13 protein-coding genes are annotated in these 18,347 nt (G+C 76.2%); 3 read left to right on the top strand and 10 right to left on the bottom strand.

Going from position 1 to position 18,347, the window contains the following annotated elements:
* Positions 1-146 precede the first annotated feature (146 nt).
* The 3 genes from eccE (at position 147) to ABTX81_RS35580 (ending at position 4,789) form a co-directional block, all read left to right on the top strand.
* Positions 147-1,562: a type VII secretion protein EccE gene (gene eccE / locus ABTX81_RS35590; protein WP_350554317.1), complete on the top strand. Its 1,416-nt coding sequence runs from the start codon at positions 147-149 to the stop codon at positions 1,560-1,562.
* The gene (locus ABTX81_RS35585) at positions 1,562-2,335 is read left to right on the top strand and encodes a hypothetical protein (RefSeq protein WP_350554315.1); all 774 of its coding nucleotides are present in this window, start codon (positions 1,562-1,564) and stop codon (positions 2,333-2,335) included. The genes eccE and ABTX81_RS35585 overlap by 1 nt, the downstream gene beginning before the upstream one ends.
* 150 nt (positions 2,336-2,485) lie before the next feature.
* Positions 2,486-4,789 carry a MinD/ParA family ATP-binding protein gene (locus tag ABTX81_RS35580; protein WP_350554313.1) on the top strand — a complete coding sequence of 768 codons (2,304 nt, stop codon included), beginning with the start codon at positions 2,486-2,488 and terminating at the stop codon, positions 4,787-4,789.
* Positions 4,790-4,866: 77 nt separating this feature from the next.
* On the opposite strand, the gene ABTX81_RS35575 is transcribed toward ABTX81_RS35580, so the two are convergent.
* The 10 genes from ABTX81_RS35575 to rimP form a co-directional block, all read right to left on the bottom strand.
* Positions 4,867-5,811, bottom strand: a complete 945-nt coding sequence (locus tag ABTX81_RS35575; RefSeq protein WP_350554311.1) for a bifunctional riboflavin kinase/FAD synthetase — start codon at positions 5,809-5,811, stop codon at positions 4,867-4,869.
* Positions 5,812-5,876: 65 nt separating this feature from the next.
* A complete protein-coding gene (locus tag ABTX81_RS35570) occupies positions 5,877-9,620 on the bottom strand; it encodes a trypsin-like peptidase domain-containing protein (protein ID WP_350554309.1) in 3,744 nt (1,247 codons plus the stop codon).
* A 189-nt stretch (positions 9,621-9,809) separates the two neighbouring features.
* Entirely contained in the window at positions 9,810-10,739 is a 930-nt protein-coding gene (gene truB, locus ABTX81_RS35565; RefSeq protein WP_350554307.1) for a tRNA pseudouridine(55) synthase TruB, read from the bottom strand.
* A gap of 47 nt (positions 10,740-10,786) precedes the next feature.
* The gene (locus ABTX81_RS35560) at positions 10,787-11,893 is read right to left on the bottom strand and encodes a DHH family phosphoesterase (protein ID WP_350554305.1); all 1,107 of its coding nucleotides are present in this window, start codon (positions 11,891-11,893) and stop codon (positions 10,787-10,789) included.
* A gap of 2 nt (positions 11,894-11,895) precedes the next feature.
* Positions 11,896-12,339, bottom strand: coding sequence for a 30S ribosome-binding factor RbfA (gene rbfA / locus ABTX81_RS35555; protein ID WP_350554303.1), 444 nt, complete (start codon positions 12,337-12,339; stop codon positions 11,896-11,898).
* 153 nt (positions 12,340-12,492) lie between these two features.
* Positions 12,493-12,789: a DUF503 domain-containing protein gene (locus tag ABTX81_RS35550; RefSeq protein ID WP_350554301.1), complete on the bottom strand. Its 297-nt coding sequence runs from the start codon at positions 12,787-12,789 to the stop codon at positions 12,493-12,495.
* Positions 12,790-12,922: 133 nt separating this feature from the next.
* Positions 12,923-16,045, bottom strand: a complete 3,123-nt coding sequence (gene infB / locus ABTX81_RS35545) for a translation initiation factor IF-2 (RefSeq protein WP_350554299.1) — start codon at positions 16,043-16,045, stop codon at positions 12,923-12,925.
* Positions 16,046-16,257: 212 nt separating this feature from the next.
* Positions 16,258-16,503, bottom strand: coding sequence for a YlxR family protein (locus tag ABTX81_RS35540; protein WP_350554297.1), 246 nt, complete (start codon positions 16,501-16,503; stop codon positions 16,258-16,260).
* A gap of 127 nt (positions 16,504-16,630) precedes the next feature.
* Positions 16,631-17,632 carry a transcription termination factor NusA gene (gene nusA / locus ABTX81_RS35535; RefSeq protein WP_350554295.1) on the bottom strand — a complete coding sequence of 334 codons (1,002 nt, stop codon included), beginning with the start codon at positions 17,630-17,632 and terminating at the stop codon, positions 16,631-16,633.
* Between the two features lie 2 nt (positions 17,633-17,634).
* On the bottom strand, positions 17,635-18,162 hold the full coding sequence (rimP, locus tag ABTX81_RS35530; RefSeq protein ID WP_350554293.1) for a ribosome maturation factor RimP: 528 nt from the start codon (positions 18,160-18,162) through the stop codon (positions 17,635-17,637).
* Between the last annotated feature and the right edge of the window lie 185 nt (positions 18,163-18,347).

Genomic DNA, 18,347 nt, shown 5'->3' with positions numbered 1-18,347 from the left:
GTCCTGCCCCGTGTCCCGCACCCCCCGGGCGAGAACGCGCTCGAACCCTCTACGATGCGGCAGCAGACGGTGAGTACGGTACGGGTACGGTTCACGCACCGGCCAGCCGGGCCGCGACAACCGAACCAGAGAGGGGCACTCGGGGGATGCCAAGCCAGACCGCTCCAGAGCGCCGGAGCACGGCACGGGGCAGCGGTTCACGCCGCTCCGCACGACGCGGCGGGACCGACCCCGGCGGCTCCCCCGCCCCGGACCACGCCGCGCGCCCGGCCCGCTCCGGCCGCGCCGACGGCCCCGTCCCGGTCCGCGTCCACCCCCGGCCCGGGCTGCTCGGCGGGCGGCTGAGGCTCCAACAGCTCGTGCTGGTCGAGGTCGCGGTGGCCCTGGTCGCGGTCGGCTGGACGATCAGCCGGCCGGTCGCCGCCGGCTTCGGCGCGGTCGCCCTCGTGCTGGTCGCCCTCGCGATCGTGCCGTTGCGCGGGCGCACGATCCCCGAGGCACTGCGGGTGCGCGCCGCGCTCAGGGCCCGCCGCAAGCGCGCCCGCACGCACGTCCCGCCGGCCGGCACCGACCCGGCGCTCGCCCCCGCCCTGGAACTCGAACCCGCCCTGCGCACCTGCACCCACGCCACCGAGACCGACTTCGGCGGCCGGCCGGTGCGCCGGGAGACCGGCATGGTCGGCGACGGCACCTTCCTCAGCGCCGTCCTGCTCGTCCAGGCCAAGGACCTGCCGCTGCGGCCGGCCCGCACCGCCCGCCCGCTGCCGCTGGACGTGCTCTGCTCCGCGCTGCGGGTTGACGACATCGCCCTGGAATCGGTCCAACTCGTCCAGCACACCCAGCCGGCGCCCGCGCCGCACCTGCCCGAGCAGTCGCTGGCCGCCCGCGCCTACCGGGAGCTCGCGGACGGCACCGCCACCCCCGCGCTGCGGCTCACCTGGGTGGCGCTCAAGCTCGACCCCGAGCGGGCGGCCACCGCGGTGCGCGCCCGCGGCGGCGGCGAGCAGGGCGCCCGCAAGGCGCTCCAGCGGGTCACCGACCAGCTGGCCGGACGGCTGAACAGCGCCGGCTTCAACGTCACCGTGCTCGACGAGCGCGAGCTGATCGCCGCCCTCGCCATCTCCAGCTGCGTCAACCCGCTGGCCACCGCCGGCCGCCAGGGCACCGGCAGCGGCGGCGGCAGCGGGCGGCGCACCCAGGAGACCAACCGGTTCTGGCGGGTCGACGACCGCTGGCACAGCACCTACTGGATCTCCCGCTGGCCCCAGCTCGGCCGCCCCGGTGGCGCCTCCGGCCGGATCGCCGTCCCCGACCTGGTCAACCTGGTCACCGGCGCCCCCGCGCTGGCGAGCACCTTCAGCCTGACGGCCGGTCACGGCACCGGCGGCTCGGTGGCGCTCAGCGGCCACGTCCGGGTGACCGGGCGCAGCGAGAGCGAGGCCGTCGACCTCGGCCGGCAGGTGGAGGCGCGGGCCCAGAGCACCGGGCTCGGCCTGACCCGGCTCGACCTGGAGCAGGCCCCCGGTGTGCTCGCCACGCTTCCCCTGGGAGGTGCTTCCTGATGGCGTACCAGGCCTACCCCGCCGCCGCCCAGCAGAGCAGTGCGGAGCCGCGGCCGCGGGTCCGGCCCCGGCTGCTGCCCGGCTTCGGGCTGCGCGGTCCGCGCCGGGAGAAGCACGTGCTGACCGTCGCGGACCTGGACGCGCTCTCCTTCCCGGTCGGCGACGACGGTGTGCTGATCGGCGAGGACATCCACCAGTCGCGCCCCGCCGTGCTCGGCCTGTTCCGGCCCAGCGCCTACGAGCTGGTGCTGGTGGGCGGCCTCTGGACGGCGCAGGTCATCGCACTGCGGGCGGCCGCCACCGGCGCGCGGATCGCCGTCGAGACCGCCCGCGCCCATCTGTGGGGCCCGATGGCGCAGGCCGCGGGCGGCGGGCAGCCGTGCGTGACGGTCCACCAGCCCGGCCGGCTCGGTCCGCAGGGCGCCTCGGTCGGCTCGCCGGTGCTCGTGGTGCGCGACCTCGGCGCCCGCCCGCCGCGCAGCCGGCTCTCCGCCACGCCCTGGCAGACCGTGCTGACGCTGGTGCCGCACCTGGGGCCGAACGCCGTCCGGGTGCTCAACTCGGCCGACCTGGTCGGGGTGCAGCGGGTGATGCCGGAGGAGGCCGAGCTGATCGGGCGGGTGCTCTCGCTCGGAGCGGGCGAGGTGGCCGCGCTGCCGTCCCTGTCGGACGACCTGACGCTGTGGACGACCCGGATGAACCGTCAGTACGTCCGGATCGTGGCCGGGCAGGCGGAACAGCAGGTCCTGGGCGGTCCGCGCCGCCTGGACTGACCCGCGGAGAGCCGGCCGGGGGCCGTGCGCGGCCCGTCCGCGGCCCGTCCGGAGTTGCGGCACCGCCTTCAGCCGGGGGTGGCCCACGGCCTAGGCTGTGAGGCGGCAACGGCACCGCGAACGTGCGGCGGCGAACACGAGGGAGCCTAGGTGAGCAGCGATCGGGACGGCGTCTACGTCGGCGACAACGCGGCGGAGGACGACGACGACTGGTCCGACGCACCCGACTACACTCCCCCGTCCTGGTACGTGCAGACGGAGGCGGGTGCTCCGGCGCCGGCCGCGGGGGCGGCCGTGCCGGGTGCCGAGGTGACGCCGCCTCCGGGCGGCGCGCCCGCTCCGGCCACCACGCCCGCTCCGGCACCCGCGCCGGCCCCTGCGGCGGCGCCGGCACCGGCCGTGGCGCCGCCGGCCGTTCAGGCCCAGGCCCAGGTGCCCGCCCAGGCCGTGCCGCAGCCGCCGGTCCAGCCGCAGCCGGTCGAGGCCGTCGCTCCCGCGCCCGTTCCCGCCCCCGCCCCCGCCCCGGCGCCCGTTCCCGCCCCCGGTCCGGGCGTCCCCGGGGAGACGCCCCACGCACCGGCCGAGGCGTCCGCCGTGCCGCCGGCCGGTCCGGCCGCGCACGCCGTCCCGGCGGCGGAGCCCGCACCTGCTCCCGCACCTGCGCCCGAACCTGCTCCCGCTCCGGCGGTGGCCCACGGCTGGCCGCCGGCCGACCCCTCGGCGCCGGTGCAGCCCGGGCCCGCCCAGCCGCAGGCCGCCGTCCCGACGCCCCAGCCGTACCCGGCCCCCGGGCAGCCGCAGCCCTACGGACCGACGCCGGGCCAGCCGCAGCCCTACCCGCAGGACCCGGCCGCCTGGGCCGCCCAGCAGGCCCCGCCGGCCCAGCCCCAGCCCGGCCAGCCGCAGCCGGGCCAGGCCGTGCCGCCCGCCGCCGACCCGCGCGCGGGCGGCTGGCCGCAGCCCCACACCTACCAGCAACCCGCGCAGCCCCAGCCCGGCGCCGCGCCCTGGGGCCAGCCGCCCGCCGCCCCCGCCGCGTTCCAGCAGGCCGGCGCCCCGCAGCAGACCGCGCACGGCGCTCCGCTCGGCTACACCGCCGCCGTCGAACTGTCCTCGGACCGGCTGCTGCGCAGCCAGCCGAAGCAGCAGCGCCAGCAGCCGCGCTTCCAGTTCGGCGGCAAGGCGGCGGCCGCGGAGAAGGCCCGCAAGCTGGAGATCATCCGCACCCCCGTGCTCAGCTGCTACCGGATCGCGGTGATCAGCCTCAAGGGCGGCGTCGGCAAGACCACGACCACCACCGCCCTCGGCGCCACGCTGGCCAGCGAGCGCCAGGACAAGGTGATCGCGATCGACGCCAACCCGGACGCCGGCACCCTCGGCCGCCGGGTCAAGCGGCAGACCGGCGCCACCATCCGCGACCTGGTGACGGCCATCCCGCACCTGCGCAGCTACATGGACATCCGTCAGTTCACCTCGCAGGACCTGCACTCCGGCCTGGAGATCCTGGCGAACGACGTCGACCCGGCCGTGTCGACCACCTTCAACGACTCGGACTACCGCCAGGTCATCGACGTGCTGGGCCGCCAGTACCCGATCATCCTGACCGACTCCGGCACCGGTCTGCTCTACAGCGCGATGCGCGGGGTGCTGGACCTCGCCGACCAGCTGATCATCGTCTCCACGCCCAGCGTGGACGGCGCCTCGTCCGCCTCCACCACCCTGGACTGGCTCTCCGCGCACGGCTACGCCGACCTGGTGCAGCGGTCCATCACGGTGGTCTCCGGGGTCCGCGAGACGGCCAAGATGATCAAGGTCGAGGACATCGTCGCGCACTTCCAGACCCGCTGCCGCGGCGTGGTCGTGGTGCCGTTCGACGAGAGCCTGGCGGCCGGCGCCGAGGTCAACCTCGACATGATGCGGCCCAAGGTCCGCGAGGCGTACTTCGACCTGGCCACCCTGGTCGGCGAGGACATCATCCGGGCCCAGCAGGCCGCCGCCCAGCAGGCGAGCTGGCAGCAGCCCCACCAGACGGCGCAGCAGCAGGCTCCCCAGCCGCAGCCCCCGGCGCCGCCCTACCAGCAGCCGCAGACCGGCCTGCAGCCCCAGCCGCCGTACGGCCAGCCGTACCCGTACGGCTACCCGCAGCAGCCCGGCCAGCCGGGCGCCCAGCCCGCACCGGGCGCGCCCTGGGCCCAGCAGCCCGGCCAGGCCCCGCCGCCCCCGCCCGGCTACGGCTACCCGCCGCCGCAGGGCGCCCAGCCGCAGCAGCCCGGCCCGGCACCCGCCCCGGCACCGGCACCGGCCCCGGCACCGGCCCCGGCCCCGGCACCGGCCCCGGAGTGGCAGCAGCCGCCCGCCCCGCCGGCCCCCGGCTACGGCTACGCCCAGCCCGAGGACGCCCCCCAGCCGCCGCCCGGCTACGGCTACCCGCCGCCCGCCCCGCCGCAGCAGTAGCGGCCCGCGCGACGAACGCCGAGGGCCCGCCGACCTTCCCGGTCGGCGGGCCCTCGTGCGTCACGGCGACGCGCCGGTCAGCCGGCGTCGGTCAGCTCGCGGGCGCGCTTCACGTCGTCGGCCATCCGGTCCAGCAGCGCCTCGATGGAGTCGAACTTCTCCATCCCGCGCAGGTAGACCAGGAACTCCACCGCCACGTGCAGCCCGTAGAGGTCCAGGCCGACCCGGTCGATGGCGTACGCCTCGACGGTGCGCGCGGTGCCGTCGAAGGTCGGGTTGGTGCCCACCGAGATCGCGGCCGGCATGCGCTCGCCGTCGGCCGTCAGCCAGCCCGCGTACACGCCGTCCGCCGGGATCGCGCTGTGCGGCACGGTCTCCACGTTGGCGGTCGGGTAGCCCAGTTCGCGGCCGCGCTGCGCGCCGCGCACCACCACGCCCTCCACCCGGTGCGGGCGGCCCAGCACCTCCGCCGCCCCGGCCACGTCGCCGGAGCCGACCAGCCGGCGGGTCAGCGTCGAGGAGAACGGCTCGCCGTCCCCCGCCGAGCCGCGCACCTGGAGGTCGACCACCTCGACGCCGCAGTCCGCGGCCCGGCCCAGCTCGGCCAGCAGCGCGACGTCGCCCGCCGCCCGGTGCCCGAAGCGGAAGTTCGGCCCCTCGACGACCAGGCAGGCGTGCAGCGCGTCCACCAGCACCTGCCGGAAGAACTCCTCCGGCGACTCCTTGGAGAACTCGGTGGTGAACGGCAGCACCAGCACCGCGTCCACACCCAGCTCCTCGATGAGCTCCGCGCGGCGCGGCTGCGGGGCGAGCAGCGGCGGGTGGCTCCCCGGGCGGACCACCTCGCTCGGATGCGGGTCGAACGTGACCACCACCGAGCGGACGCCCCGCTCGCGGGCGCGCTCGACCACCCGGTTGATGATCAGCTGGTGTCCGCGGTGGACCCCGTCGAACGAGCCGATGGTGACGACGCTGCGCCCCCAGTCATCGGGGATCTCCTCCAGGCCACGCCAGCGCTGCACCTGACCGCTCCTTGTTCCCTACGGCGCGTACCGTCCGTACGCTCAAACGCTCAAAACCCGAACCCCTATAGCGTGCCATGCGCCTGTCCCGAGTTCGGCACCGGAAGGCAGGTTGGGCGCACCACCGGGTTCCGGGGCCCGGCGACGGGGGGCCGGAGCGCCCCGGAGCCGCCCGTGCGCTCGGCCTCCGCCGCCGCGTACTGCGGGTCCCGGCCGGCCGCCACCAGGGCGCGCAGCCGGTCCAGCCGCGGCCCCACCGGGCGGGCCGGGCGCTCGTCCCCGGGCCAGTGCGCCAGCAGCGCGGCGAACGCCGCCGAGCGGCCGGCGCAGCGCACCAGCAGCCCGTCGGCGTCCGGCAGCCCGGCCGCCGCCCGCACCAGCACCGCGCGGGCCCGGGCCGGCCGCTCGGCCGCGCAGTGCTCGGCCAGCCCGGCGACGGCGGCGGCCAGCACCTCGGGGTCGCCCTCGGCGGCCAGCAGGGTGTCCAGCAGCTCGCAGCGCAGGGCGTCCGCCACCGGGTCGGGCACCGGGCGGGACAGCACCTCGGCGAACGGCCGGCGGACGGCCACCGCGCGGGCCGCCAGGGCGCTGCCCAGCAGCACCCGCAGCTCCAGCCGGGCCACCGCCCCCTCCACCGCGCCGCGCGCCAGCCGGCGGCCCAGGTAGTCGACGGCGACCGGCCCGGCCAGGACCGGCCGCTCGCGCAGCAGCCGGGCCACCAGTTCGGCGCCGCGCCGGGTGGCCGGCGGCGTCCGGGCGTCGGCCAGCACCCGCAGCGTCCCGGCCACCGGCGCGTCCGCCGCGACCGTACCGGGCGGCCCGGCCAGCCGGTCCGCCAGCGCGGCGAGGACCGGCTCCGGGTCGCTCTCCAGCGCCGGGGCCAGCGCCCGCGCGGTCAGGAACCGGTCCTCGCCGCGCCGGTAGGCGGCCAGCGCCGCCGGCAGGTGCCCGGCCCGGCTCCGCCCGTCCCGCAGCAGCAGGGCCAGCGCGGCGCCGTGCAGGGCCGGCTCGTCCTCCCGGGCCAGCAGGGCCAGCGCGGTGAACCGCAGCAGCTCGGGCCCGGCGCCGCGCGCGTACGGGGCGGTGCGCAGCGCGTGCACCGCGGCGGCGACGTGCCGTTCGGGCCGGGGGTCGTGGCTCCAGCGGTCCACCGCCCGGCAGAGCGCCGACGGCTCCTCGACGGCCAGCACCGCCAGCAGCGCGTCCGCCCGGGGGTGCGCGGCCCCGGCCAGCGCCTCGGTCAACTCGTCCAGGCCCAGCGCCCGGTGGGCGAACAGCAGATCGTGCGCGAGGTCGGCGACGGTGACCCCGGGACGGCCGGGCAGCCCGCGCGGATCGTCGAACCAGGCGCACAGCAGCGGCAGCACGCCCGCCGGATCGGCGCGCAGCCGCCCGGCCACCGCGGCCAGGAACCGGCGGTCCGGCCCGTCGGCGGCCACCAGCCGCCGGTACAGGGCGAGTTCGTGCTCCACGGGCAGTCCCAGCCCGGCCCAGAAGGCCGGACCGAACGCGCCGGTCCCCGGCACCGGCAGCCGCTCGAACCCGCCCGCGGCGACGGCCCGTTCGACGATCCGCTCGGCCAGCCGCGTCAGCAGCGCCCGGTGTTCGCCGGGGTCGGGGCTCTCCGCCAGGCCCGCGGTGAGCAGGGCGCCGGCCCACCAGCCGGGCTCGCTGCCCGGCGGGCGCAGGTCCACGGCCCGCCAGAGCCGGTGCAGCCAGGGATCCAGCGCCGGCGCGCCCCAGGTCTCGCCGATCCGCCGGAGCGCGGCGAGCACCGGCCCGATCCGGTGCCGCGGTACGGTGGCGCACGCGCCGGGTGGCCGGGTGTCCTCGGCCTCGCCGAGCAGCAGCCGCAGCGCCGCGTCCAGGTCCAGGTGCAGGCCCTGCAGCCAGTCGGCGAACTCCCCGTGCGCGAAGCGGTGGCCGCCCCCGGCCGGGACGAACAGCCCCTCCGCCAGCACGGCCGCCGCCCACCCGCCGGCCGCCGGGAACAGTTCCTCGAACGCGGCCCGGCCCAGGCCGCCCTCCCCGGCGCCGAGCATCCGCCGCGCCGCCTCGTGCACCCGGCCGGCCACCGCCGCGGCCGTCCGCCGGACCTGCCCGGCTCCCGCCCCGGACGGCCGGACGGCGCCCCGCCGGTGGGCCCCGGGCCGCCGGGTGCGGCCGTCCTCGGCGAGCCGCCGGGCAACCCGCAGACAGCACAGGTCGAGGTGGGCGGCGAACAGCTCGCCGCGCCGCACCGGCTCCCCGCGCACCCCCTCCGCCCAGAGCTCGCCCGCCAGCCGCAGCGCCAACGGGTGCCGGGCGTCCGCCTCCGCCGGCCACCCCGGCGGCAGCCCGTACCGCCGGCGCACCCGCTCCGCCGCCTCGGCGGGCAGCGGGCCGAGCCGCCGGACCACCACCCGCACCACGCCCGCCCGCGCCGTCCCGCCGAGCGGCACCGGGAAACCGTCCGCCGCCGCGCCCGGCGCCAGCCCCGCCCAGCCCTCCTCCCCACAGACGGTCAGCAGCCGGGCGCCGCCCGCCGCCAGCCACCCCGCCGACGCCCGCAGCCAGTCCGCGTCGAGCGGCAGCGGCGACTCCTCCGGCCCGTCCAGCACCACCAGCAGCGGCCGCCCGGCCGCCGCGCAGAGTTCCGCCACCGCCGCGGGTGAGGGCGCCGGCACCTCCAGCGCGGCCGCCGCCGAGGCGAGCACCCGCTCCACCGCCCCCGCCAGCGAGAGGTCCCCGGCCGCCAGATCGGCCCCGCGCAACCAGAGCGTGGGCCGCGGACGCTCCCCGCCGCCGCGCCGCGCGGCCACCGCCGCCGCCTCGGTGCTCCGCCCGGAACCGGCCGCCCCCACCAGCGCCACCACCCCGACGGGAGCGCCGGGCTCCGCGCCCCCGCGGGCCCCCCACGACCCGGCGTGCGGCTCCGGCGGCGCGCCCCCGTCCCGCGCCCCGTCCGGTTCCTCCCCCGTCGCCAACAGGCCGGCCCACTCCGCCAGACCGTCGGGGCGGTCCACCCGGTCGGCCGCCAGGGCGGCCACCCGTCCCGGTCCCGCGCCCGCCGCCGCGACCTGGGCGGCGGTCAGCCGCAGCACCCCGGCCAGGTTGAGCGCGCGCCCGTAGCCGGGCACCTCGGCCGCGTTGCGCGCCAGCGCCTCGGTGAGCGCGGGCCCGACCGCCCCGGCCGCCCGCACCGGGACGGCGGTCGGCGGCCCCGGCCGTCCGGCGGCCCGCAGACCGGGCGCCACCACGGCGACCACCGCACCGCTGCCGGCGTCCAGCACCGGCGTCCCGGCCGGGACGGCCGCCGCGTCGGCCGCCGAGGGCATGTCGAGCAGCAGCACGCCGCCGATCAGATGGAAGCGGTCGTCCTGCGGGTACACCGCCCCGGTGATCGCGGCGGCGGCGCACCGCAGCAGCACCGTCCGCCCGTCCGCGCGCCCCTCGCCCCGCACCGGGACGGGCAGCAGCAGCCCCTCGGCGCTCCCGGCCTCCGGCGGGTCCGCGAGGGGCAGCGGCGGGAGGGGCACCCCGCCGGCCGGGGCGGTGCGCAGCAGGGCGAGCCCGTGCTCGGGCAGCGGCCGGACGTGCTCCGGGCCGACCGCGCGGGTCAGGCCGCCGGGGAGCCGCAGGACGACCTCGTCGAGACCCGCGACGGCCTCGTGGGCGGTGAGGACGGTGCCCTGCCGGTCGACCACGAAGCCGAGCCCGCGCGGACGCCCGTCCCGGTCGTGGATCCGCAGCAGCGAGCGGCCCCCGGCGCCCGCCGCGGCGGCGTCGTCCTCCCCCGAAGCGCCCCTGAAGCCCCGCAGTCCCGGCATGCCCGCAGCCCTCCCCGCAGGGCCGGGCGGCCCGGGAGTGGACTCGTCGCGGCGACCTGCTCGCCGCCGGGGAGCCTGCCCGGCGCGAGCGCGGACCGACCGCGCCCGCGCCGGTCACGACCGCCGTTCACCTCGCGCGCTCCCCCGCGCGGGTGAACGTCCCGGGGGCGGGCTTCGGGTGGGTGCCGGTCAGCCGACGAAGACGGCGACCGGCCGGGCCTGGCCGCCCTTCTCCTCCACCAGGGCCAGGAACGTTCCGTCCGGCGCGAAGACCGCGATCGGCCCGTCCACGCCCAGCCCGGGCGCCTTCAGCCGGGCACCGTGCGAGAGCTGCTTCGCCTGGTCGGCGTCGAGGTCCCAGCGCGGGAACGCGGCCGCCGCGGCCTCGCCGATCGGCAGCACCTCCAGCCCCGCGCCGGAGCCGCCGGTGACCGCTGCCTCCAGCTGCTCCAGGGAGCGCGCCGACTCCACCCCGTACGGCCCGACCTTGGTGCGCCGCAGCGCCGTGAGGTGGCCGCCGACGCCGAGCCCGGCACCGAGGTCCCGGGCGAGCGCCCGGATGTAGGTGCCGGAGGAGCACTCCACGGTGACGTCGAGGTCGATCACCGGCGTGCCGTCCTCCGCGACCGCCGCGCGCTGGTCGTGCACGGTGAACGCGTGGATGGTGGTCGGCCGGGCGGCGAGCTCGAAGTCCTCGCCCTCGCGCACCCGCGCGTACGACCGCTTGCCGTCGATCTTGATCGCGCTGACCTTGGAGGGCACCTGCATGATCGCGCCGGTGAGCGCGGCGATCCCGGCGTCGATCGCCTCCCGGCGCACCGCGTCGGCCGGGGTCGAGGAGGTGACCTCGCCCTCCCGGTCGTCGGTCACGGTGGTCTGGCCGAGCCGGATGGTCGCCTCGTAGGTCTTGGCGGTGAGCATCAGATGGCCGAGCAGCCGGGTGGCCCGCTCGACCCCGATCACCAGCACGCCGGTGGCCATCGGGTCGAGGGTGCCGGCGTGGCCGACCTTCCGTGTCCCGGCCAGCCACCTCAGCTTGGCGACCACCCCGTGCGAGGTGATGCCCTCCGGCTTGTCGACGATGACCAGGCCGTCCGGACCGGTGCCTTTGCGCTTCATCAAGTTCTCTCTGTCAAAGCCCTACACACATCAACCGCACCGCAAAGCTACCGAACCCGCAGCGCGGCCCGGAAACGCTCCACCACCTCGGCGACGTCCTCCCGGGCGGAGAAGCCGGCCGCGTAGACGTGCCCGCCACCGCCCAGTTCGGCGCAGGCGGCCGCGACGTCCACCGCGCCCTTGGAGCGCGAGGAGCCGCGCAGCGTGCCGTCCGGGTCCTGCTTGAGCACCAGCGCCACCTCGGCCTCGGCCGGGCGGCGCAGGATGTCGATCAGGCCCTCGATCTCCTCGACCGTCACGCTGAACAGCACCAGGTCCTGGTACGGCACCCAGGTCCACACCAGGCCGAGCCCGTCCGCCGCCTCCGGCTCGTAGACGGCCCGGTCGAGCGCGCCGGCCAGCACCTTCAGGTAGCCGAAGGAGGAGGTGTCCCACAGCTGCCGGGAGATGAGGTCCTGCCGGATGCCGGTGGCCAGCAGCCGCGCGGCGAGCTCGTGCGTCGCCGGGGTGGTGGCCCGGTACTTGAACGAGCCGGTGTCGGTGGCAACCCCGGTGTAGAGGCAGGTGGCCAGGTCCTGGTCCAGCTCCACGCCGAGCCGGCGCAGCAGTTCGTCCACCAGGACGGCGGTGGCCGGGGCGCCCGGGTCGATCAGCTGGTGGGTGCCGAAGCCGGGGTTGGAGGCATGGTGGTCGAGGACCGCCAGCACCGGCGCGGCGAAGGCCTTGTCGTGCAGCAGGCCCAGCCGGCTCTCCGCCGCGACGTCGAAGCAGAGCACCAGCTCGGGGGTGTCGGGCACCGCCGCGGCCGGCACGATCAGCTCCTGGCCGGGCAGGAAGGCCAGCGACTCGGGGACGATCTGCGGGTCGTCGCCGAAGGAGACCCGGACCTCTTTGCCCAGCCCGCGCAGGGCCAGCGCGGCCGCCAGCGCGGAGCCGAGCGCGTCGCCGTCCGGGCAGATGTGGCAGATCAGGTCGACCGAGCGGGCCCGCCCGATCTCCGCGACCACCTGCTGCCAGACCAGTTCGGCCCCGCTCTCCTCGGCCCGCGGTCCGGGAAGCACCGCGAGGGCACCCTCCACCGTGTCGGTGGAGGACGCCCCCGTGGTCGAACCGGAACCGGCCGCCGAACCGGCCGCCGCCGGCTCACCCGCCATGACTACTCGTCCTCGTCGTCACGCTCGGACGCCGGAACCTTGTACGGGTCCGCGTCGCCGGCGTAGGTCGCGCCCGCGGCGCTGGTGCGCACCGCGGCGTCGATGGCCCGGGCCCGGTCGAGCAGGTCGTCGATGTTCCGGGCGTTCTCGGGCAGGGCGTCCGCGACGAAGGTCAGCGTCGGGGTGAAGCGCACCCCGGTCTGCTTGCCGACCTCGGAGCGGAGCACGCCCTTGGCGCTCTCCAGCGCGGCGGCCGTGGCCTCACGCTCGGTGTCGTCGCCGAAGACGGTGTAGAAGACGGTGGCCTCGCGCAGGTCCCCGGTCACCCGTGCGTCGGTGATGGTCACGAACCCGAGCCGCGGGTCCTTGATCCGGCGCTCCAGGGTCTGGGCGACGACCACCTGGATGCGGTCGGCGAGCTTGCGCGCCCTTGCGGTGTCGGTCACGTTGCCTCCTCGTGCAGTGGGCCGGGTACTCGGGCGTGCTGCGCGCCCGTCGGGGCCCCTGCCCCAAAGTACCGGCCCGCGCCCAGCCTTGTGGGCGCTCTCGGTCCTGATCTGTGTGAGAACGGCGACTCGCGTCGCCCGGCTCCACAGCCCTCATTCGTCGTCGTCGTTGTGGTAGCGCCTCCTCGCGGAGAGCAGCTGAACCTCGGGGCGGCCGGCGACCAACCGCTCACAGCTGTCCAGGACCTCGGTGACGTACCCGGCCTCGCCGGACACCACTGCCAGACCGATCTCGGCCCGGCGGTGCAGATCCTGGTTCCCGGTCTCGGCAGCGCACACGCTGTACTTGCGCTGCAGTTCGGCCACGATGGGCCGCACGATCGACCGCTTCTCCTTGAGCGACCGGACGTCGCCCAACAGCAGGTCGAAGGTGAGTGTTCCCACGAACATGTGTGACAGGTCAAGCCGACCTGAAGGCCTCGGGGAGCGGCCCTGAACCGGACCGCTCCCCGGACCCTACACAGCAGGACCGGGGCCGGTCGACGGAAATTCCACCCGTCGACCGGCCCCGGCAGCCACCCGCTTACGCGCGCGGCTTCTCGCGCATCTCGTAGGTCTCGATGATGTCCTCGACCTTGATGTCGTTGAACGAGCCCAGGGTCACACCGGCCTCGAAGCCCTCGCGGACCTCGGTCGCGTCGTCCTTGAAGCGGCGCAGACCCTCGATGGTGAGGCTCTCCGCCACGACCTTGCCGTCGCGCAGCAGGCGGGCCTTGGCGTTGCGGCGGATGATGCCGTCGCGGACCAGGACACCGGCGATGTTGCCGAACTTGGAGGAGCGGAAGACCTCGCGGATCTCCGCGGCGCCGAGGCGCACCTCCTCGTACTCCGGCTTGAGCATGCCCTTGAGGGCGTTCTCGATCTCCTCGATCGCCTGGTAGATGACCGAGTAGTACCGGACGTCCACGCCTTCCTTGTCGGCCGCGGCGCGCGCACGGCCTTCGGCGCGCACGTTGAAGCCGATGATGATGGCGTCCGAGCCCATCGCCAGGTCCACGTCGGACTCGGTGATGGCACCCACACCGCGGTGCAGGACCCGGAGCTCGACCTCCTCGCCCACGTCCAGCTTGACGAGGGCGTCCTCGAGGGCTTCCACCGAACCGGAGACGTCACCCTTGATGATGAGGTTGAGCTGCTCGATGGAGCCGGCGGCGATGGCCTTGTCCAGGTCCTCCAGGGACACCCGGACCCGACGCTGCGCGAAGGCGGCGTTGCGGTCGCGGGCCGAGCGCTTCTCGGCGATCTGGCGGGCGGTGCGGTCCTCGTCGACGACGATGAAGCTGTCGCCGGCACGGGGCACCGAGGTCAGACCGAGCAGCAGCACCGGGCGGGACGGGCCGGCCTCGGAGAGGCTGTTGCCGTTCTCGTCCAGCATCGCGCGGACGCGGCCGTAGGCGTCGCCGACCACGATCGAGTCGCCGACGCGGAGGGTACCGCGCTGCACGAGGACGGTCGCCATGGCACCGCGGCCCTTGTCGAGGTGGGCCTCGATGGCGATACCCTGCGCGTCCTGCTCGGGGTTGGCCCGCAGGTCCAGCGAGGCGTCCGCGGTCAGGACCACGGCCTCCAGCAGCTGGTCGATGTTCAGGCCCTGGCGCGCGGAGATGTCGACGAACATGGTGTCGCCGCCGTACTCCTCGGCCACCAGGCCGAACTCGGTCAGCTGGCCGCGGACCTTGGTCGGGTCGGCGCCCTCGACGTCGATCTTGTTGACGGCGACCACGATCGGCACACCGGCGGCCTTGGCGTGGTTGAGCGCCTCGACCGTCTGCGGCATGACACCGTCGTTGGCCGCGACCACCAGGATCGCGATGTCGGTGGACTTGGCACCACGGGCACGCATGGCGGAGAACGCCTCGTGACCCGGGGTGTCCAGGAAGGTGATCGGGCGCTCTTCGCCGTTCACCATCGTGGCCACCTGGTAGGCGCCGATGTGCTGGGTGATGCCACCGGCCTCGCCGGCCACCACGTTGGACTTGCGGATGGCGTCCAGCAGGCGGGTCTTACCGTGGTCGACGTGACCCATGACGGTGACGACCGGCGGGCGCGGGGCCAGCTGGTCCTCGTCGCCCTCGTCGGCGCCGAAGTCGATGTCGAACGACTCCAGCAGCTCGCGGTCCTCGTCGTCCCGGCTGACGATCTCGAGCTGGAAGCCCATCTCGTCGGCCAGCAGCTGCAGCGTCGCGTCGGAGACCGACTGCGTCGCGGTGACCATCTCACCGAGGTTGAACATGACGGAGACGAGCGCGGCCGGGTTGGCGTTGATCTTCTCCGCGAAGTCCATCAGCGAGGCGCCGCTCGACAGGCGAACGGTCTGGCCGTTGCCGCGAGGCAGCATCACACCGCCGACGGACGGGGCCTGCATGGCCTCGTACTCCTGGCGCTTCGCCCGCTTCGACTTGCGACCACGGGCCGGACGGCCACCGGGGCCACGGCCGAAGGCACCCTGCGTGCCACCACGGGCACCCGGGCCACCGGGACGGCCGCCGAAGCCACCGGGACGGGGACCGAAGCCACCGCCACCGCCGGGAGCGCCGCCACCCGGACGCGGGCCGCCGAAGCCGCCACCGGCCGGACGCGAGCCCGGACCGGCCGGACGGCCCTGGAAGCCGGGACGCGCGCCGCCCGGAGCACCCGGACGACCGCCGGGGCCACCCGGACCACGGCCACCCGGGCCGGGACGCGGGCCCGGACCGGCCGGACGCTGCGGCATCATGCCCGGGTTCGGACGCGGCATGCCCGACGGGGTCGGACGCGGGCCGGCCGGACGCGGCATGCCGTCGGGACGCGGGGCACCGGCACCCGGGGCACCCGGAGCGGCCGGACGCGGCGCGCCACCGGGACGCGGGGCACCACCCGGACGGGGGGCGCCGGCGCCGGGGGCACCCTGGCCACCCGGACGCGGACGGTCGCCACCGGGACGGGGGGCACCGGCACCGGGGGCACCCTGGCCACCCGGACGCGGACGGTCGCCACCCGGACGGGGACGGTCGCCACCCTGGCCGGCCGGAGCACCCGGACGCGCACCCGGCGCGCCCGGACGGCGGTCACCGGGACGGGCCATGCCGGTGGCACTGCCCGAGGTGAACGGGTTGTTGCCCGGACGCGGACCGGCCGGACGCGGGCCCGGACGGGCACCGCCGGCGGCGGGGCCGGCCGGACGCGCGGCCTGCGAGGCCGGACGCGCGGCCGGGGTCTCACCGGTCACGGGGGCCGGCGAGGAGAACTCGGCCGCGGGGGCGGCCGGCGCCGCGGGGCGCGGAGCCGGGCGCGGGCCCGGCGTCGGGCCGGAGGCCTTGGGCGCGGCGGGGGCGGCCGGCGCCGGAGCGGCGGCCGCGGGGGTCGGACGGGGACCAGGGGTCGCGCTCGGGCGCGGACCCGGGGCCGGGGCACCCGGCTTGGGTGCACCCGCGGCCGAACCGGCCGCGGGCTGGGGCGCCGCGGGCTTCCGCGGGCCCGGCTTGGCAGCGGAACCACCACCGGTGGGGGCCACACCAAGCGCGTCAGTCAACTTGCGTACGACCGGCGCCTCGATCGTCGAGGACGCCGAACGGACGAACTCACCGAGCTCGGTGAGCTTGGCCATGACGGCCTTGCTCTCCAAGCCAAGCTCCTTGGCGAGTTCGTAAACCCGGACCTTAGCCACTTCACTCCTGTCTATGAGTCCGGGGGTCTCGTCCGCCGGACTGTCGCTACTTCATGGGCGTACCCATCGCGTACTCATCGCGTACTCATCGAGTGCTCATCGCAATCTCGACCTACTTCCACATCGCGAGGTACCTGACTGGTGGCACGGCGTACGGCTGCCCGTGTGCCGTGCTTGTTGCGGTGGTTCTCCGCCGCGCGAGCGGCGAGCCGTCACGGGGAGCTGACGCTCACCCGCTGCTCGATGTACTCGCGGAGCCGCCCGGTGTCGAGCGCGCCCTGGAGCCGGAAGGCCCGGGGGAACGCCCGTCGGCGGACCGCGAGGTCGAGGCAGGCCGGATCGGGGTGCAGGTGTGCGCCCCGGCCCGGCAGTGCGCCACGGGGATCAGGGACGCAGACGCCCTCGACCGCCGTGACACGCAACAGCTGGTGCTTGGCCGCGCGCTTGCGGCAGCCCACGCAGGTGCGTTCCGGGCGTGCTCGGACATGCGTCCGGCCAGACGAAGGCAAGTCTACCCCTCCGAAGGGACATGGCGCCGCCCCGCCGACCCCGGAGGGACCGGCGGGGACACTCGGACAACAACGACTACGGGGCCGAGGATTCCTGCTCGGTGCCCTCGGTGTCCGGCCGGATGTCGATCCGCCACCCGGTGAGACGGGCGGCGAGGCGGGCGTTCTGGCCCTCCTTGCCGATCGCCAGCGACAGCTGGTAGTCCGGCACGATCACCCGCGCGGAGCGCTGGGCGGCGTCGACGATCTCCACGCTGGTCACCCGGGCGGGGGACAGCGCGGCGGCGACCATCTCGCGCGGGTCCTCCGACCAGTCGACGATGTCGATCTTCTCGCCGTGCAGCTCGCCCATCACCGCGCGCACCCGGGCGCCCATCGGACCGATGCAGGCGCCCTTGGCGTTCAGCCCCTGGCGGCGCGACCAGACCGCGATCTTGGTCCGGTGGCCGGCCTCACGGGCGATCGCCGCGATCTCCACGCTGCCGTCCGCGATCTCCGGGACCTCCAGCGCGAACAGCTTCTTCACCAGGTTCGGGTGGGTCCGCGACAGCGTCACCGACGCCCCGCGCACACCCCGGCGCACGGCCACGACGTAGCACTTCAGCCGGGTGCCGTGCCGGTAGTCCTCGCCCGGGACCTGCTCCTGCGGCGGGAGGATGGCCTCCAGCTTGCCGATGTCGACCAGCACGTTCTTCGGGTCGTTGCCCTGCTGGACGACACCGGTGACGATGTCGCCCTCCTTGCCCGCGTACTCGCCGAAGGTCTGGTCGTCGGCCGCGTCACGCAGCCGCTGCATCATCACCTGCATGCCGATGCTGGAGGCGATCCGGCCGAAGCCGCTCGGGGTGTCGTCGAACTCCTTCGGCTCGACGCCCTCCTCCAGCTCCGACGCGTCCTCGGTGGCCCAGACCGTCACATGACCGGTCTTGCGGTCCAGCTCGACCCGGGCCCGGCGGCGCGAGCCCTCGGTGCGGTGGTACGCGGTGAGGAGGGCCGACTCGATCGACTCGACCACGAGGCCGAAGGGGATGTTCTTCTCGCTGACCAGCGTGCGCAGGGCACTCATGTCGATGTCCACGGCTACGCCTCCTCGTCTTTCGTCACGTTCTCGTCGAGCAGCAGCTCGTCGTCCTTGCGGTTGAACTCCACCTGGACCCGGGCCCGGGCGACCTCGCCGTACTCCAGCCGGCGCTCCTTGGGCCGGCCGCGGCCCTTCACCGGCTGCACCTCGACCAGCGCGCCGTCCTCGTCCGCCGCCAGCACCCGCGCGACGATCTCCCCGCCGTCGACCAGGTGGATCTTGGCCAGCCGGCCCTCGGCACGAACCCAGTGCCGCGGCACGGTCAGCGGACGCTCCGCGCCCGGCGAACCGACCTCCAGGACGTACGCCCCGGAACCCATCACATCCGACTCGTCCAGGGCCTCGCCGACCACCCGGCTGAACTCGGCGATGGCGTCCAGGTCCACGCCGCCGTCGGCGTCCACGTCGATCTGCACCTGGCGGCGACTGCCCGCCTGGGTGACCTTGACGTCCTCCAGATCCAGGCCCGCCTGTGCGGCCAGCGGCTCCAGCAACGCGCGCAGCCGGTCGGTGTGGGTGGTGCTCATCCGGGTGGACTCCTCGGCCGCGTCTGCTGTTGTCGGAAGGTCGCCCCGCACCCCCGGCGCCGGTGCGGCGCGCGGCCGGGTCGCGGCAGCTCGGCCCAAAGCCTAGCCGGTGAACCCCCCAACCACCGATTCCGGCCCCGCGCCCGCCTCACCCGGTGCGAGCAAGCTCACACTCCCCGCGCGCC

This window comes from Kitasatospora sp. NPDC097605 (genome assembly GCF_040302725.1).
GTDB lineage: Bacteria > Actinomycetota > Actinomycetes > Streptomycetales > Streptomycetaceae > Kitasatospora.
Note: the sequence above shows the minus strand (reverse complement) of the source record. Positions and strands in the feature narration are given on the sequence as shown.

What these genes read in the sequence shown, in the direction of transcription:
- rimP (WP_350554293.1), bottom strand. Translation starts at nt 18,162, where the DNA reads ATGAGCACCACCCACACCGACCGGCTGCGCGCGTTGCTGGAGCCGCTG.
- truB (WP_350554307.1), bottom strand. Translation starts at nt 10,739, where the DNA reads ATGAAGCGCAAAGGCACCGGTCCGGACGGCCTGGTCATCGTCGACAAG.
- ABTX81_RS35560 (WP_350554305.1), bottom strand. Translation starts at nt 11,893, where the DNA reads ATGGCGGGTGAGCCGGCGGCGGCCGGTTCGGCGGCCGGTTCCGGTTCG.
- ABTX81_RS35585 (WP_350554315.1), top strand. Translation starts at nt 1,562, where the DNA reads ATGGCGTACCAGGCCTACCCCGCCGCCGCCCAGCAGAGCAGTGCGGAG.
- ABTX81_RS35550 (WP_350554301.1), bottom strand. Translation starts at nt 12,789, where the DNA reads ATGTTCGTGGGAACACTCACCTTCGACCTGCTGTTGGGCGACGTCCGG.
- ABTX81_RS35570 (WP_350554309.1), bottom strand. Translation starts at nt 9,620, where the DNA reads ATGCCGGGACTGCGGGGCTTCAGGGGCGCTTCGGGGGAGGACGACGCC.
- eccE (WP_350554317.1), top strand. Translation starts at nt 147, where the DNA reads ATGCCAAGCCAGACCGCTCCAGAGCGCCGGAGCACGGCACGGGGCAGC.